12 protein-coding genes are annotated in these 16531 nt (G+C 51.6%); 11 read left to right on the top strand and 1 reads right to left on the bottom strand.

The window, feature by feature from the left end:
- The first annotated feature begins 2 nt into the window (after nucleotides 1-2).
- From GX364_02290 to GX364_02250, 9 genes are all read left to right on the top strand, one after another.
- Nucleotides 3-2126 carry an HDIG domain-containing protein gene (locus GX364_02290; GenBank protein NLI69680.1) on the top strand — a complete coding sequence of 708 codons (2124 nt, stop codon included), beginning with the start codon at nucleotides 3-5 and terminating at the stop codon, nucleotides 2124-2126.
- Nucleotides 2107-2559, top strand: a complete 453-nt coding sequence (gene ybeY, locus GX364_02285) for an rRNA maturation RNase YbeY (GenBank protein NLI69679.1) — start codon at nucleotides 2107-2109, stop codon at nucleotides 2557-2559. The genes GX364_02290 and ybeY overlap by 20 nt, the downstream gene beginning before the upstream one ends.
- A gap of 191 nt (nucleotides 2560-2750) precedes the next feature.
- A complete protein-coding gene (locus tag GX364_02280) occupies nucleotides 2751-3833 on the top strand; it encodes a DUF881 domain-containing protein (protein NLI69678.1) in 1083 nt (360 codons plus the stop codon).
- A 15-nt stretch (nucleotides 3834-3848) separates the two neighbouring features.
- Complete coding sequence (locus tag GX364_02275; GenBank protein NLI69677.1) at nucleotides 3849-4274, top strand: cytidine deaminase; 426 nt, start codon at nucleotides 3849-3851, stop codon at nucleotides 4272-4274.
- A gap of 135 nt (nucleotides 4275-4409) precedes the next feature.
- Complete coding sequence (locus GX364_02270) at nucleotides 4410-5342, top strand: GTPase Era (GenBank protein NLI69676.1); 933 nt, start codon at nucleotides 4410-4412, stop codon at nucleotides 5340-5342.
- Nucleotides 5343-5350: 8 nt separating this feature from the next.
- Nucleotides 5351-6100: a DNA repair protein RecO gene (gene recO, locus GX364_02265; GenBank protein NLI69675.1), complete on the top strand. Its 750-nt coding sequence runs from the start codon at nucleotides 5351-5353 to the stop codon at nucleotides 6098-6100.
- A gap of 23 nt (nucleotides 6101-6123) precedes the next feature.
- Nucleotides 6124-7011: a glycine--tRNA ligase subunit alpha gene (gene glyQ / locus GX364_02260; protein ID NLI69674.1), complete on the top strand. Its 888-nt coding sequence runs from the start codon at nucleotides 6124-6126 to the stop codon at nucleotides 7009-7011.
- The gene (locus GX364_02255; GenBank protein NLI69673.1) at nucleotides 7001-9088 is read left to right on the top strand and encodes a glycine--tRNA ligase subunit beta; all 2088 of its coding nucleotides are present in this window, start codon (nucleotides 7001-7003) and stop codon (nucleotides 9086-9088) included. Before glyQ ends, GX364_02255 begins: the two co-directional genes overlap by 11 nt.
- 158 nt (nucleotides 9089-9246) lie before the next feature.
- On the top strand, nucleotides 9247-11898 hold the full coding sequence (locus tag GX364_02250; protein ID NLI69672.1) for a pyruvate, phosphate dikinase: 2652 nt from the start codon (nucleotides 9247-9249) through the stop codon (nucleotides 11896-11898).
- 217 nt (nucleotides 11899-12115) lie between these two features.
- On the opposite strand, the gene GX364_02245 is transcribed toward GX364_02250, so the two are convergent.
- Nucleotides 12116-13321, bottom strand: coding sequence for a D-alanyl-D-alanine carboxypeptidase (locus GX364_02245; GenBank protein NLI69671.1), 1206 nt, complete (start codon nucleotides 13319-13321; stop codon nucleotides 12116-12118).
- A 143-nt stretch (nucleotides 13322-13464) separates the two neighbouring features.
- Here GX364_02245 and GX364_02240 point away from each other — a divergent pair, with 143 nt between their 5' ends.
- Complete coding sequence (locus tag GX364_02240) at nucleotides 13465-14076, top strand: flavodoxin family protein (GenBank protein ID NLI69670.1); 612 nt, start codon at nucleotides 13465-13467, stop codon at nucleotides 14074-14076.
- Between the two features lie 117 nt (nucleotides 14077-14193).
- The gene (locus tag GX364_02235) at nucleotides 14194-16275 is read left to right on the top strand and encodes an FAD-dependent oxidoreductase (protein ID NLI69669.1); all 2082 of its coding nucleotides are present in this window, start codon (nucleotides 14194-14196) and stop codon (nucleotides 16273-16275) included.
- Nucleotides 16276-16531: the final 256 nt, after the last annotated feature.

The following is a 16531-nucleotide window of genomic DNA, read 5'->3' as shown; positions in this document are numbered from 1 at the left end:
TGATGAAATCAGGCCCCACGATAAAGAAATGGCTAAAAAATATATTTTCCCTGGCCCGCAATCTGGTTACCCAAAGATTTTTTTTAACAGCAGTTGTTTTTGGTCTTATCTATCTGCTTTTTGCGGTAATGATTGCCCCTGCCCGGGTGACCGTGGAGCTGGGCAAGCCCAGCCCGCGGACGGTGTTTGCCACGAGGGATGTTCTGGATGAATATTCAACCAACCTCCGACGGGAGGAAGCTGCCAGTGCGGTACAGGATGTCTTCACCCATGATTCCCGTATTCTGGAAGATGCTCTCCGTACCATGGACGAGTTCTTCGATGTCGTTTCCCGGTTGAGGGAAGATACAGAGAAGGATTTATCCGAAAAAACAGGTGAGTTGCAGCAGTATCTGGGAGATGATGTGCCGGAAACGGTTCTGGTTACCCTGCTCCAGACGGGCAAGGCCACCCTGGATGATCTACATGGGCAGCTGGAAGTCATGTTGACCAGAATTATCGAGGAACAGGGGATCAAGGTGGAAGGGGTGGAGACGGCCAAAAAACAGGCAATGCAGGAGATCGGCATCTCGATCTTCAGCCTTGAACTGAAAAAAGTCGCCGAAAAGCTTATCGAGCCACTGGTCCGTCCCAATATGATCTTCAATCCCACGGCCACGGCGGAGAAGAAAGAGGCAGCCCGGCAGGAGGTTGAGCCGACGGTGATTCACCGGGGAACACGGATCATAAGCGAAGGGGAAACGGTAACAAGGGAGCATCTGGCCAGGCTGGAGACGCTCGGTCTGGTCCGTGGGGGGCATGCCGATTATTTGAGATATACAGGGCTATTTCTCCTGTTGGTGATTTTTTTCTTTGCGGTGGGCATCTATCTTTATGTCTTTCAGAAAGATATTTACGCCAATACTTCCATGTTGGTGTTGCTGGGTTTGATCGTCGTCATCACCCTCATATTTGCCATGGCAGTCAATTATTTTTCCGCATACCTGATGCCAATCGCAGCTGCGGTCATACTCATTACCATACTTTTCGATTATCGATTGGCGATCCTGCTGAATGCAATCTTTGCCCTGATGGTCGGCCTGATAACGGGTGGGGAAACCAGCATCATCATCATGTCCCTGATCGGTGGGCTGGTGGCTATATTGACCGTCTCCCGGCTTAGCAGGAGGACCGACCTGGTAAAGGCGGGCCTCTATGTTTCCATGGTAAATGCGGTGATCATCATTGCCGTTTTTCTCCTTCTGGGGAATCTGCGCCTGGAATACGGCTACATGCGGGAGTTTGGCTACAGCCTGGCGGCGGGAATAGGGAACGGGATATTTTCAGCTGTGGTGGCTATAGGATTGCTGCCTTTTCTGGAAAGTGGCTTCGGCCTTACCACTTCCGTTACCTTGCTCGAACTCTCGAACCCGAACCAACCCCTGTTACGCCAGTTGCTGATAAAGGCACCCGGAACCTATCATCATAGCATCGTGGTGGGGAATCTGGCGGAGTCAGCAGCAGAGAAGGTTAACGCCGATCCGCTACTGGTCCGGGTTGGAGCCTATTATCACGATATCGGGAAGATAAACCGACCCTATTTTTTTTCCGAGAACCAGATTGCCGGCGAGAATCCACACCAGAAACTATCCCCCAATTTGAGCGCGTTGATCATCAGCGCCCATGTGAAGGAAGGGGTGGAACTGGCGCGCAGTGAAAATTTGCCGGAGATCATCATCGATATTATCAAGCAACACCATGGTACGAGTATGATTTCATATTTTTATCAGCAGGCCCTGGAAAATGAACGTGCAGAGGTAATGGAAGAGAACTTTCGCTACGAAGGGCCCCGCCCGCAGACAAAAGAAGCGGCAATTATCATGCTTGCCGATGCTGTTGAAGCGGGGGTCAGATCTCTTTCTCAACCATCAAGTGACCGCATGGAAGGGATGGTTCACAAGATAATCAGGGAAAAACTCAATGATGGGCAGTTGGATGAATCCGATCTGACACTGAAGGATATTGATAAAATAGCGGATGCATTCGTCTATATCCTTACCGGTATATACCATCATCGAATCGAATACCCCGAAAGCGAATTGCGGGCAGAAATAGGGAGGTTGCCGGATGAAAGTTTATCTGAATAACGTGCATAGGGTAGTCAAATACAATTCCTTGCTCAGATGGCAGATGATGAAAATGATCAGGTTTTTCCTGGTCAAGGAAAACATTTTGAATGTTGAAATGGGCGTCATCCTGTCCGGGGATGACCATCTGGCCCATCTGAATGAGAAATACCGCCGGGAGAAGGGCCCAACGGATGTCCTTTCTTTTTCCCTTGACGATGACGGGGAGATAAAAATGCCCGGGGGAAAAAGGCGACAGCTGCTCGGGGAGATTTATATTTCCGTGGACAGGGCCCTGGCCCGGATCGAGGAAACCGGGGAACCACTGGAGAAAGAAATTTTGTACCTTCTGGCTCATGGCCTGTATCATCTACTGGGTTTTGATCATGCCGATGAATCCGGCAGGCGGGAGATGGAGATGCTGGTGGAAGACCTGGTTGGAAAAGCATTCTAGGACATACTCTCCATCGCAAGGGTGCAGTCCATCAATTTCACATTTCCCCTGCAGGGCCGATTCATGATCACTCAACATATTAAGGAATTTTAATTTTCTGTTCCGTTTTTCAGATAGGAATTGACTCGCTCTGTTTCTAATATTAATAACAGGCAGCAGGCAAAAACAGGATAACCGGGGAGGGTTCTTTCTTGTCCGAAGTTCAGGAACAATTCAACAATCCGTTAAAGGTGATCACGGGCAACAAACCAATTTTCTATCTGGCCATAGCCATGGTTGTGATTCTGGCAGCCAACGTATTCCTGACCGGTTATGTTGCTTTTATCCTGTTTTCCCAATTTCCCGGGAGCAGTTCGCAGTTCAATTACAAACAGTACGTGGCCAACAGCCTTCTTGATTACAATCGCCGTCTGGCCACGGAGTTGAAGATCATGGAACGGTCTGCTGTCAAGAAGGCCCTTGCCGATTTCAGCTATGACATTGAAATAGCCTCCACCAAGGAGGAGATAACCCAGGTTCTGCTTGGCCATCCGCGCAAGGTACAGGAGATAATCCTTCAGGAGTGGGAAGCGGAATTGCAGGACCAGATCATCCTGACGTTGAATCGGGATGTAGAGGTCAAGAAAATAACCGAACAGATGCGCATCAATCTGAAGATATCGGGAGATGAAATAACGCTTGAACCTTACAATATGTTGAGCCCTTCGACTCTGGCCCGGATCCAGCAGATAATATCATCTGATGACCTGGGACGTGAACATGTTATGGAGATGGAAGTGGTCAACGGCGAAGTCCACATGGTGGTCAACGAAAATCCCGAGGAATTGAAAAAGATACTTACGGAGGAAATCAATTCCTTGCGAGTCGCCTTGAGGGAACTCAGGGTTTCCGCGGGTTTGACGGAGATGACCGGTTCAGGGCTGATCGTCAGGATCTATGACCAGATCGGGGCGGTGGACAATCCTTCCTTTGTGCACGACACCGATATACGTGACGTGGTCAATGAGCTGTTTGCTTCCGGTGCCGTGGGGATAGCCGTGGGCGACCAGAGGCTGACTACCACTTCATCGATCAGATGCACCGGCCCCCTGATCAAGGTTGATGACAAACTGGTTGCTGTGAACCCCGTGGAAATCAAGGTTGTGGGCGACCCCGATCTCCTTAACAGTGGTATGGAGATAATCAAAAATACAATGGAGAGGGATCGGGGGCTTTCCTTCGAGGTCGAGAAGGTGGATAGCTTGACCTTGCCCGGTTATGCCAGGAGTTCCTGAAAACGGGGGATGAAAATGAATGAACAGAAACTTGACATTATCATTGCTTCGGCGGAGAAGGCCCGGGCCGGGGCATATGCGCCCTATTCGGGGTTTGCCGTTGGGGCGGCATTGCTGGCCGAGGATGGGCAAATATTTGCCGGGGCAAATCTGGAAAATGCCTCTTCCAGCCTTACAATATGTGCCGAGCGAGTTGCTGTTTTCACGGCGGTCTCCGCGGGGTATTACAATTTTCTTGCCCTGGCCGTGACTGCCGACAGCCCGGAACCGGTTTTCCCTTGCGGTTCCTGTCGCCAGGTGCTATGGGAATTGGCAGGAGATATTCAAATCATTGCCGCCAACCTGGAACACAAAATTATAATAACCCCGCTTTCCAACATATTGCCCCACCCCTTTGTTACTACAAAGATTTCTTCTCCGCGGAGATATTTCGGAAGGTGATTTTTACCTCCGGCAAACGGGAGGGCCAGGGATCCGGATGATAGAGGAGGCCATGCCGTGTGTACAGGCGCAGGTGAATCATTTTGCATGGTGGTGCGGGAAAATGTATAATTGGATGGCGGCAAGGCACGGGGTATGGGGGGTCAAAATATCCAGGCAGGGGGGTCTGGCAAAGGGGTGTACCGTTCGGGATTTGTGTCCATCATCGGCAGGCCCAATGTTGGAAAATCAACCTTCTTGAACCAGGTGGTCGGGGAGAAAGCGGCAATCGTTTCGGACAAGCCCCAGACCACGCGCAATCAGATACGTGCCATCCTTACCGATGAGGAATACCAGATCATCTTTATCGATACACCGGGTGTCCATAAACCCAGGCACAGGCTGGGAAACTACATGGTCGGGGCGGCTCACAGCACCTTGAACGACGTGGAAGTAGTGCTCTTTTTTGTGGAAGCAGACCATCCGCCGGGACGGGGGGATGTTTTTATCAGCCGATGGTTGAAGGGTATAGACACACCGGTATTTCTGGTTCTGAACAAAATCGATCGTGTTTCACAGGCAAGGGGCGAGGAACACCTTGCTCTTTATCGTCAACTGCATGCTTTTGGTGGAGAATACATGATCTCGGCCCTTCATGGTGAGAACATCGGCACCCTGTTGAAAGATATCATCGCTTGCATGCCGGAAGGCCCTCGCTATTATCCCCCCGATATGGTAACGGACAAACCTGAATATTTCCTGGTCAGTGAACTGATCCGGGAGAAGGTGCTGCAGCTTACCCGCGAGGAGGTTCCTTTTGCGGTGGCCGTGGAGATCGAGGAGATGAAGGAACGGGAAAACAGGGAACTGATCGATATCCGGGCGGTCATCCATGTGGACAGGAAATCGCAGAAAGGTATCGTCATCGGCAAAGGCGGGAGCATGCTGAGGGAAATAGGGACAGAGGCGCGACCCGAGATAGAAGCGCTGCTTGGTCAACAGGTTTATATGGATCTGTGGGTAAAGGTCAGCCCGGGCTGGCGTGACAGGGAGGCGGCGCTGAGGAATCTGGGCTACAGGAGCGATTGAGGTAGAAAATGAAGCTATTCAAAACGGAAGCGGCTGTTCTGCGGACGCGCGAACTGGGGGAGGCCGATCGGCTGGTAACCCTGTTGTCGCGGGAGAGAGGCAAGATCAATGCCGTGGCCAGGGGGGCTCGTAAAATCAAGAGCAAGCTGGCTGCCGGGGTGGATCTGTTTACCCATGGCAATTACATGCTCTACCAGGGGAAAACGCTGGCAACGGTGACCCAACAGGAGATCCTGGAAACGTTCGCTCATCTGAAGGAAGATCCGGCTGCCTATGCCCATGCCCTGTATTTCAGCGAACTCGTGGACAAGGTACTGGTCGAGGAGGCAAGGAGCAGGAAGGTACTGGGGCTTCTGATCGATGCATGGCGGGTTTTGAAGGAAGATCGGGACTTTTTCTTGTTGGCGCGTGCTTTCGAGATCAAGCTGCTCTCCGCGGTTGGATATCACCCCCATTTCACCGCATGCGCGGGTTGCAATGCGGAAGAAAAAGGGTATTTTAGCCCCGGGATGGGGGGGCTGGTTTGCAGAAGTTGTGCAGGGAAAGATCTTCAGGCACGGAGCTTCTCCGGAGGGGCAGAGAAACTGGTGAAATATTTTATGGATCATTCTTTCGAGGAGATAGGGGTTGTAAGGGGTAGCCCTTCACAGAAAAGCGAGATCCGTGACTTTACCATGGGAATGATCGGCTATTATCTGGAAGTGGGAGAGTGTAAATCTCTGAAATATATCAGGCGGCATTTCCCCGACGGGGAATGAAGAACTGAAAGGAGGTTGAAGCGTTGGTTTTTCAGAACATCATTGTTTTTCTGCAAAAATTTTGGATGGAACAGGACTGCCTGCTCTGGTACCCCTATGATATGGAAAAGGGGGCGGGAACCATGAATCCGGCTACTTTTTTAAGGGCGCTCGGCCCGGAACCATGGGCGGTGGCTTACCTGGAGCCTTCGCGAAGGCCGCAGGATGGGCGCTACGGGGAGAATCCCAACAGGCTTTTCCAGCATTTGCAATTCCAGGTGATCATCAAACCTGCTCCGGCCGATATACAGGATCTGTACATAGAGAGCCTGAGAGTTCTGGGGGTTGATCCGGCCGAACATGACATCCGTTTCGTGGAAGACAACTGGGAGTCACCGACACTCGGAGCCTGGGGATTGGGGTGGGAGGTATGGCTCGACGGGATGGAGATAACCCAGTTCACATATTTTCAGCAGGTCGGGGGCTTTGATGTGGAAGAGGTCGCGGTGGAGATCACATACGGGTTGGAACGGATAGCGATGTATATTCAGGACAGGGATAACGTCTATGACCTCATATGGAAGAAGGGTGTATCTTACGGGGAGATCTTCCGAAGGGCGGAATGGGAACATTCCACTTACAGTTTCGAGGCATCCGATATGGATATGTTGCTTCGGCTTTTCACTCTCTACGAGGAAGAAGCACGCACTCTACTACAGAGTGATTTGATCATACCTGCTTACGATTATATTCTGAAGTGTTCGCATGTATTCAATCTGCTGGAGGCCAGGGGGGCGATAAGTGTCACCGAAAGAACAGGTTTTATTGCCAGGGTTCGTTCCCTGGCACGGACCTGTGCCCGAAAATATCTGGAACAACGTGAGCAGATCAATTATCCACTGATGCAAGGAGGCGAAACAATTGCCCGCTAATCTGCTCCTGGAAATAGGTTGTGAGGAGATTCCTTCGCGGTATCTGGCTTCGGCCACGCAACAGATAAAGGATATTGCAACGTCACTGTTTGAAGAAAAAAGAATCAGGTTCAGCGGGGCACGAAGCTGGTCCACACCGCGCCGATTGGCCGTGATGCTCGAAGGGGTGGCCGAAGGCCAGGAGGATCTGGTGAAAGAACTGAAAGGGCCTCCGGTCAAGAACGCTTTTGACCATGATGGATTCCCCACCGCTGCTTCTACAGGTTTTGCCCGGCGTGCCGGGGTAGAAGTGGAGGATCTCGCCAGAAAAACGATCAACGGGACGGAATACCTTGTGGCCCAAAAAGAGGTTTACGGAAAACCAACCATGGAATTGCTTCCGGCATTGATGTACCAGATTGCCAGCTTGATCAGATTTCCGAGATCCATGTACTGGCAGAAAAAAGGAACCCGCTTTGCGCGGCCCGTACGCTGGCTTTTATGCCTTTTTGGACACCGGGAAGTGAATTTTGATTTTGCCGGCGTGCTTTCCTCAAGAAAAACATACGGCCACCGATTTCTTTCCGGTGGGGCCATCGAGTTGGTGGATGCAGATGAATATTTCCGGGCCATGAAGGATAATCATGTCATCATCGACAGGCAGGAACGGAAAGAGTATATCCTGGAAATGCTGATGGAAAGTGCAGCGGAATTGGGCGGGAAACCCCTGTACACGCCGGAATTGCTGGAAGAAGTTTCTTACCTTGTTGAATATCCCGTGGCGATCAGCGGGTCGTTCCCGGAAGAATATCTGAGCATACCCCCGGAAGTTCTGGTGACGACGATGCAGGTGCATCAGCGTTTTTTCCCCGTGGTTTCGCTTTCTACGGGAGAATTGATGCCCAATTTTCTGGGGATCAGCAACAATCTTCACAGCGAACATACACAGCGGGGCTACGAGAAGGTGATCGAGGCCCGTCTGGCCGACGCAGTTTTTTTCTACCGCGAAGATGCGAAGATCGGGCTGGATGAGTATGTACCCGATCTGAAAAAGGTTGTTTTTCTGGAAGCGGTGGGCTCCCTGTTCGAAAAAACCGGAAGGATTAAACATCTTACGCAATACATGGGGGAACAATGGGGCCTCTCCTCCCGGGATCTGGAAGAAGCGGGGAGGGCAGCCTATCTATGCAAAGCCGATCTGATCACCAACATGGTCAAGGAATTTCCCGAGTTGCAGGGAGTCATGGGCAGGGAATATGCCATTCTGAGCGGAGAGGGGGAAGGGGTTGCCGGGGCAGTGTATGAACATTACCTGCCCAGATCTGCGGGTGATGATCTGCCTTCTTCCAATGCCGGATTGCTCGTGTCACTTGCCGACAGGCTGGACACGTTGGCCTCTTGTTTTTACGCCGGTATACAGCCTACCGGGTCGGAAGACCCCTATGCTTTGAGAAGGCAGGCATTGGGGATGGCAAGTATCCTCCTGGAGAAAAAGATCCCGGTCTCTCTCCCCCGGGCCATCAATGAAGCATTTTTGCAGATCGAGCAAAACGGCGGGAAAGAACCTGCAGAAGGGGAAGAGGCCAGGCAGAAGATGGGGGATTTTGTTACACAGAGGATCAGATACCTGTTTTTGAAGGAAAAAAATCTACCCTATGATATAATAGATGCGGTTCTGGCAGTGCCGTACGAAATCATTGCCGATCTGTTCAAACGGGCATCGGTTTTGCAGGAGGCCCGTGGACAAAAATATCTTGAAGATGCGTTGGCTCTCTATACCAGGGTGCATAACATGGTCCGCCACATTCCGGGCGGTGGTGATGTAGATGATTCCCTGTTCGAAGACCCGGCTGAATCCCGGCTCTGGCAGGCCTTGCAGGAGGCTGAAATCCAAAGTGGGGAGGAATGGGCGGAATCCAATTACGAGGGGGTTCTATCCACCTTCGGAAGCCTGAGGGCAGACGTCGATCTGTTTTTTGATAAAGTCCTGGTTATGGCCGATGACGAATCGCTGCGGAATAATCGCCTCAACATGCTGGCGCGGATAAAAAAAATGTTCAACCGTTATGCGGAATTTTCATTAATCCAGATCACTTGAAATAAAATATGAATAACGGTTCCCGGTCCGTTAATAATAAAAGCGATATCTTTGTAGAGTCCAACGGCGGGCCCATCTTTTCGGAGCCGAGGAACGCAAGGGTAGAGCCCTGCGTCAGGAAAAATATCTACCAAGGAGGTTTTTGAAAGAATATGGCCATCATCCCCGAAAAGCAGGTGTACAGTTTTGAGGAAGGGCGAGCAGAGATGAAAGCACTGCTGGGAGGGAAAGGGGCCAACCTGGCGGAAATGATCCGCATCGGGCTGGTCGTTCCCCCCGGTTTCGTGGTGACTACAGAAGCTTGTATCCGTTATTACGAGGAAGGGCAGACGATGTCTTCTTCCTTGAAAGAGGAAGTCGAGGAGCATCTGAAAGCGCTGGAAAAGAAGATGGGCAAGAGGTTCGGTGATGCAGAAAAACCCTTGTTGCTCTCCGTGCGTTCCGGGGCAGTGGTGTCCATGCCCGGGATGATGGATACTATCTTGAATCTGGGCCTGAACCGGGAAACAACGGAGGGTCTGGCCAGGCAGGTTGGCGACCGCCGCTTTGCTCTGGATTGCTATCGTCGTTTTATACAGATGTACAGTGATGTGGTGCTCAAGGTGGAACATGATTTTGATGGAATCATGCAGGAGGAAAAGGATAGAAGGGGCTTCCAGACCGATATTGAACTTGATGAAGAGGCGCTGGAGGTAATCATAGATCGGTTCATCGCTGTGACCGAGAAAGAAACCGCGCAGCCATTCCCCAACGATCCCCGGGAACAACTTTTTCGTTCGATTCAGGCTGTTTTTGATTCCTGGAACACGCCGCGGGCAAACGTTTACAGAAGGGCAAACAATATTCCCGATGATCTGGGAACGGCGGTAAATGTGCAGACGATGGTTTTTGGCAACCGTGGCGAGAGCAGTGGTACGGGGGTTATCTTTACCCGCAACCCCTCCACCGGAGAAAACAAACTGTACGGGGAATACCTGATCAATGCCCAGGGTGAAGATGTGGTGGCCGGAATTCGTACCCCGAAACATATCGATGAATTGAAAGACGAAATGCCCCGGATCTACGATGAATTGATCCGCCTCTGCAAGAAACTCGAGAAGCATTACAGGGATATGCAGGATATAGAATTTACCATAGAGGAAGGGAAACTTTATTTTCTACAGACGAGGACGGGAAAGAGGACGGCGGCTTCGGCAGTGAAGGTGGCCGTGGATCTGGTTGAGGAGGGGATTATCTCCAGGGAAGAGGCCATATCGAGGATAGAGCCGGATCAGCTTGAACAGTTGATGCACCGCCAGATCGATGAGCGGGCGGCATTGGATGTCATCGCCGGCGGGCTACCGGCATCTCCGGGGGCCGCTGCGGGGCAGGTGGTTTTCGATGCGGATACGGCCGAGGAATGGAGTGAAAAAGGACGCAAGGTCATCCTGGTCCGGACGGAGACAACGCCGGATGATATTCACGGAATGATCGCCGCCGAGGGTATCCTTACCAGCCGGGGGGGGATGACCAGCCATGCAGCGGTGGTGGCGCGGGGAATGGGAAAACCTTGTGTTTGCGGGAGTGAAGAGATCCGGGTAGACAATGAAAACCAGTGTTTGCAGGTTGACGGACGGACCGTGACCAGGGGGGAGGTCATTTCCATCGACGGAGCCACGGGGAGGGTGATGTGGGGTGAAGTACCGATGGTCGAACACCGGATCAGCGGGGATTTCCAGACCATCCTTGATTGGGCCGATCAGGTCAGGACGATGAAGGTCAGGGCCAATGCTGACACCCCCGGGGATGCTGCCCGGGCTATAGAGCTGGGTGCGGAAGGGATCGGCCTCTGCCGCACCGAGCATATGTTTTTCTCACCGGAACGCCTGCCCGTGGTCCAGGAGATGATTCTGGCCGAATCCATGGAAAAAAGAGAGGCGGCCCTGCAACGCATCTTGCCGTTGCAGCGGGACGATTTCAAGGGAATCTTTGAAGCAATGCTCGGCTATCCGGTCACGGTGCGGCTGCTTGACCCGCCACTACATGAGTTTCTACCGGATCGCGATGAACTGCTGCTGCAAGTGAATGATCTGAGAAAAAAGGGTGAATCCGCGGCGTTGAAGGAGAAGGAGGCACTCTGGCAGAAGGTCAATGCCCTGCATGAGTTCAATCCCATGCTGGGGCATCGGGGCTGCCGCCTGGGCCTGGTCTTTCCCGAGATTTACAGGATGCAAGTCAGGGCCATTCTGGAAGCGGCAGTGGAACTCATCAAGGAAGGGGTCGAGGAGGCCAGGATCATGCCGGAGATCATGATTCCGCTGGTCGGGAATGAGGGTGAGATCAAGGCCATCAGGGAACTGGTGGAAGGGGTCATGGCCGAGGTGGAGAAGGAGACATCGGTAAAATTATCATACCCCGTGGGGACGATGATCGAACTTCCCCGGGCTTGCATGATCGCGGAGCGGATTGCCAAACATGCCGATTTCTTCTCCTTCGGCACCAACGATCTGACCCAGACCACGTTTGGCTTCAGCCGGGATGATGCCGAAGGCAAATTCCTTCCGCATTATCTTGAAAATAAAATCCTGGCCAGAAATCCTTTCATGGAAATAGATCGGGACGGGGTTGGCGAACTGGTGCGAATTGCCGTGGAGAAAGGCCGATTGATCAAACCGGGCCTGGAGCAGGGTGTCTGCGGGGAACACGGTGGTAACCCCGCTTCGGTCAAATTTTTCCGGGAAGTCGGGCTCGATTATGTGAGTTGTTCTCCTTTCCGCGTTCCCGTGGCACGCCTGGCTGCGGCACAGGCTGCGATAAATCAGTCACGTTAACAGGCGACGTCCCGCTTGATCGGGACGTCTATATTGAATTTGAACATGTAGCGGCGCCATCGACTGACAGGAAAAAGGGCATTGCATCTATCAATGACAGGGTGCAGTGCCCTTTTTGTTTTGTTCTTGCAACCCGGGTATTGTACTCCGTACAGGGGGCGGATGAAAATTATTTGGCGAAATCACCGGGTGGAGGGCAGAATAACTGCCCTGCCCGTCAACTTTTTTTCCCCGGGCCGAAGATGCGCTGCCATATACCGACAAAGAATCCCTTGATCGAACTGCCGATATGGGCAAAAAAGCCCTGGCGCTCGATGTCCTTGCCGGCAACCAGTTTTTTATCCAACAGGAGGTCCTGGTCGTAAAAAACCTTCAGGTGCCCCAGTTCATCTCCTTTTTTCAGGGGTGCTTTTACTTTTTTCTGTTCCATGGTCAATTTTTCTTTGATAAAACGTTCCTGCCCCCTGGGGATCACGACATCTATATCCTCGGCGGGGACCACAGGAACGGTCTTTTCTTTTCCACGGGAAACTTTTATGGATTCCATCGTTTCACCGGCAGCGGCTATCTTGATCGATTCATAGCGATTGAACCCATGCTGCAGGAGAACCTCGCTGTCCGTCTTGCGGGTGGCGGCATCGGGGGATTTCATCACCACGGAAATGAGACGGAGGTCATCCCTTTTTGCAGTTGCGGCCAGACACCAGCCGGCCTCGTTGAGAAAACCGGTTTTGATTCCGTCGACCCCTTCATATTTACCCAGAAGGGGGTTGCGGTTGAATTGCCTGATGTTGTTGAAGGTCCATTCCTTTTCTGCCTGAAATCTGGCTATTTTTTGCTGGGTGCGGATAAAGAAGGCGGCCAGGCATGCGACATCCATGGCACTCATGTACTGGCCGGGATCATGAAGACCGTGCGAGTTGACAAAAGAAGTGTTTTTCAGCCCCAGCTCCGCGGCCCGTTTGTTCATGTTCTGCACGAACGCCTGCTCGGAGCCGTGGATATATTCAGCGATGGCCACGCAGGCATCGTTGGCAGAGATGATGGCGATACCCTTGACCAGATCCTCCACGGAAACCAACTGTTCATGTTCGAGGAACATTCGAGAGCCTATGTTCATCCTGTAAGCATTCAGGCTTACCTTGACCTGGTCATCCCAATGTATCAGTTCCTGGTCAAGGGCTTCACCAACCAGCAAGAGGGTCATTATCTTGGTCAAGCTGGCCGGGTGCATGCGCGTTTCCGCATTCCTGTCATAAAGAACCTGGTTGTTGTGCGCTTCCATCAGAACAGCTGCCTCGGCAGCAAGGGGCAGATCAACATCAAGCTTCATGGTTACTTCCGCCCAGGTGGATAGAGGCAGTGCCAGGAACATGATCATGAGCAGAACAGCTATCTTCGGTTTCAGATCTTTGGATCTCATTTCAATCGACCTCCCAGGAATTATTATACCAATTTGACCGTTGGCATATCATACCCCGCAGTATTTACCATAAACACCAACAATGATATTATATGTATACAGCAATTTCAACGGTATTTTGTATTTGAAGGGGAGAGACGAGCATGTACATACTGGCACTCAACGGCAGCCCACACCGCCATGGTAACACCGCCCATCTTCTGGAGGCTGTTCTCCATGAAGCAAAAGAGAACGGCTGTGAAACAAAACTTCTTTATATACAGGAAATCATCAAGGAGCAGAAATTCCCGTATTGCCGGGCTTGCTCTTCTCCCTGCGAGGGGAAATGTTACCGCGATTCCGCACTGGCGCAAGCCTACGATCAGCTGAGAAAGGCCGATGCTTTGATTCTGGGAAGCCCCGTGTACTTTGGCACGGTTTCCTCCCAGTTGAAATGTTTCTGGGATAAATCACGCCGGTTACGTACCGAGAAAGCGCTTATCAACGTGGTCGGTGGGGCAATTTCATCGGGCGGGGCGCGTTTTGGCGGACAGGAGACCACCTTGAAGGCGTTGTTTGACATGATGCTCGTGCAAGGTATGATCATCGTTGGCGATGGTTATATTGACAACGATGCCGGCCATCATGGAGTATGTTCCCAACAACCGTCTTCCGAAGATGGTACCGCTCTGGGAAGGGCCCTGGTTCTGGCCCGGCGCATCGTTCAGGTGACCACGGCAACGGCTTCTTTGCGCCAGGGGAAATTTATCTGCTGATTCAAAAATGAGAATTTCCTCTATTTTGTCAAAAATATTTATAATTTGCAGGAATATTCATCAGTTGCATAGAATAATTAGATTATTGTTCATAAATATGAAGAAGGAGTGATATTAGTGTCCCAACACCTGCCCACTGATGAGGCTCTGGTTCCTCCGTGTCAGGCGGCCTGTCCTATCCACCAGGGTATCCGCGAATATATTTATTCCATAGCTATTGGCAATTTTGATGAAGCTCTGGACAAGATCAGGGAAACAAACCCCCTGCCTGCAATATGTGGAACGATCTGCGCTCATCACTGCGAAGAAGAATGTCGTCGAAATGATGTCGATAAACCTCTTTCCATACGGGGGTTAAAGCGGTTTGCTGTAGAAAACGGGAAGGCAATGCTGGAGAAGATGCCCAAGCCCGATCCCGAGAAAAAAGTTGCTGTGATTGGCGGTGGCCCGAGCGGCCTGGTTGCGGCATGGGATCTGGCCATGCAGGGTTGCACGGTTACAGTTTTTGATCGGGAAAAACTCATGGGGGGAGCCGTCAGGCATTACATTCCGTTGTACAGGCTCCCGGACGAGGAAATCGATCGTGATATCGATGTATTCCGCGATGCGGGGATCGAATTCAAGGATGGCGTGGAGCTGGGTAAGGATATATCGATCGCTGAATTGAAGAATAACGGATACAAGGCCATATTGCTTGCCCTGGGGTTGCAGGAAAGCCGCACCGTTCCCATCCCCGGAGTGGAACACCCCAAAGTTCTGAAGGCGCTGCCTTTCCTGAAAGCGGTCAAACGGGATGGTTTCCAGTTCGAGGGCAATCCCACGGTGATCGTCATCGGCGGTGGCAACGTGGCCATGGATGTGGCTCGCTCCGCGGTACGCTGTGGTGCCAAAAAAGTCAAGGCCGTCTGCCTGGAAGCCGAGGATGAAATGCCGGCCTTTGAATGGGAAATCGAGGAAGCCAGGGATGAAGGAGTGGAAATTGTCTGTTCCAACGGCCCGGTTTCCGTGCTGGAAGATGGAGATAACATAAAAGGGCTCAAAATAAAAGAATGTGTGTGTGTGTTTGATGACCAGGGCCGTTTCAATCCGGAGTACAATGAAGAATGTACCGGCGATCTGGAAGGAGACATCATCATTTTTGCCGTGGGACAGGGATCCGATCTGGATACCCTGAAAGGTGAGGTCGAGCTCGATGCCAGGGGAAATCTGATTTATGATCGCAACAATTTTGTCACTTCCCAGGAAGGGGTGTTTGCCTGCGGGGAGGTAGCAACGGGCCCGGGAACGGCGGTGGAATCGATGGCTTCGGGCCGTCGGGCCGCACTTTCGATCATGGCCTATCTCGAGGGCCAACCGTTCACGATCGATTCCGTCGAGGAACCGGAACCAGCCGAGAAACTGGACGAGAAAGTGGCCGGGGAAGTGAAAAGAAGCGAACGCCAGGAAATGGTCCTGATCGATCCGGCAGTCAGAGTTTCCAACTTCGAACATGTAGAAAGCTGCTTCAGCCGACAGCAGGCTCTCACGGAAGCTAAACGATGCCTGGGATGCCTGGCTGGGGCCAGCCGCATCGAGGAATTGTGTGTGAATTGCTTGACTTGTTTGAGGGTCTGCCCCTACGGTGTTCCTGTAATTGATGAGGAGGGAGTTATCAATATCCGCAAGGAACAATGCCAGGCCTGTGGCCTGTGCATGGGTATCTGCCCGGCTGTAGCCATTGAATTCCGTTCCGATTATATCGAACAGGCTGCTTCCCGGATTGAATCCGTTTCCCGGGGGAAAGATGGCAAGGAGGCCGTGGTTGTTTTCAGTTGCGCGTACGGTGCCTATGCGGATCCTGAATTCACGAAAAAATATATTCTGGACAGGGAGACCGAACTGGGAGTGGTGCGTTTCCCCTGTGTGTCCAAGGTTGACAGTTTGCACATATTGAAAGCTTTTGAAGCGGGGGCAGAGCGGGTAGTTGTGGTTGGATGCGAGGATGAGGATAATGGAGATTGCCCCTTCCGTGATACTTTCTTCTGGGGAGAACGCCGGGTGCAGAGGGCCAGGAAGGTGCTGGGTGAAATCGGCATTGCACCGGAGAGAGTGGTATTTGCAACTCTTTCCCAGGCGGGGGTTGGGAATTTTGAGCAGGCTGTAAGGGATATAATCAAGGAAACCGAGGAGGCTTTTGCCCCGGCGGCCGGGGAAAAATGATGATCCGTTCGTGAAAAAAGATAATGATTTTGTAATAATACCCGGTAATTACCGGGTATTATTTTTGACAATCCAAAATAGATATTAACAAAAAGTATTATCATGCCATCCAACAAATACCCGTAAATTTCCCGTCATGTTTCATCCAGCAAAAGATCAAAAAAAAGAAGGATATGGTAAAGAAATAGAGAATATAATACACGATAAATTTTATTACAAAAGCGTGGAGAGAAAGAGAATGTCTGTAAATAGATTT

Source organism: Bacillota bacterium (assembly GCA_012518215.1).
In the GTDB taxonomy this organism is placed as follows: Bacteria; Bacillota; Dethiobacteria; order DTU022; family PWGO01; genus JAAYSV01.
Note: the sequence above shows the minus strand (reverse complement) of the source record. Positions and strands in the feature narration are given on the sequence as shown.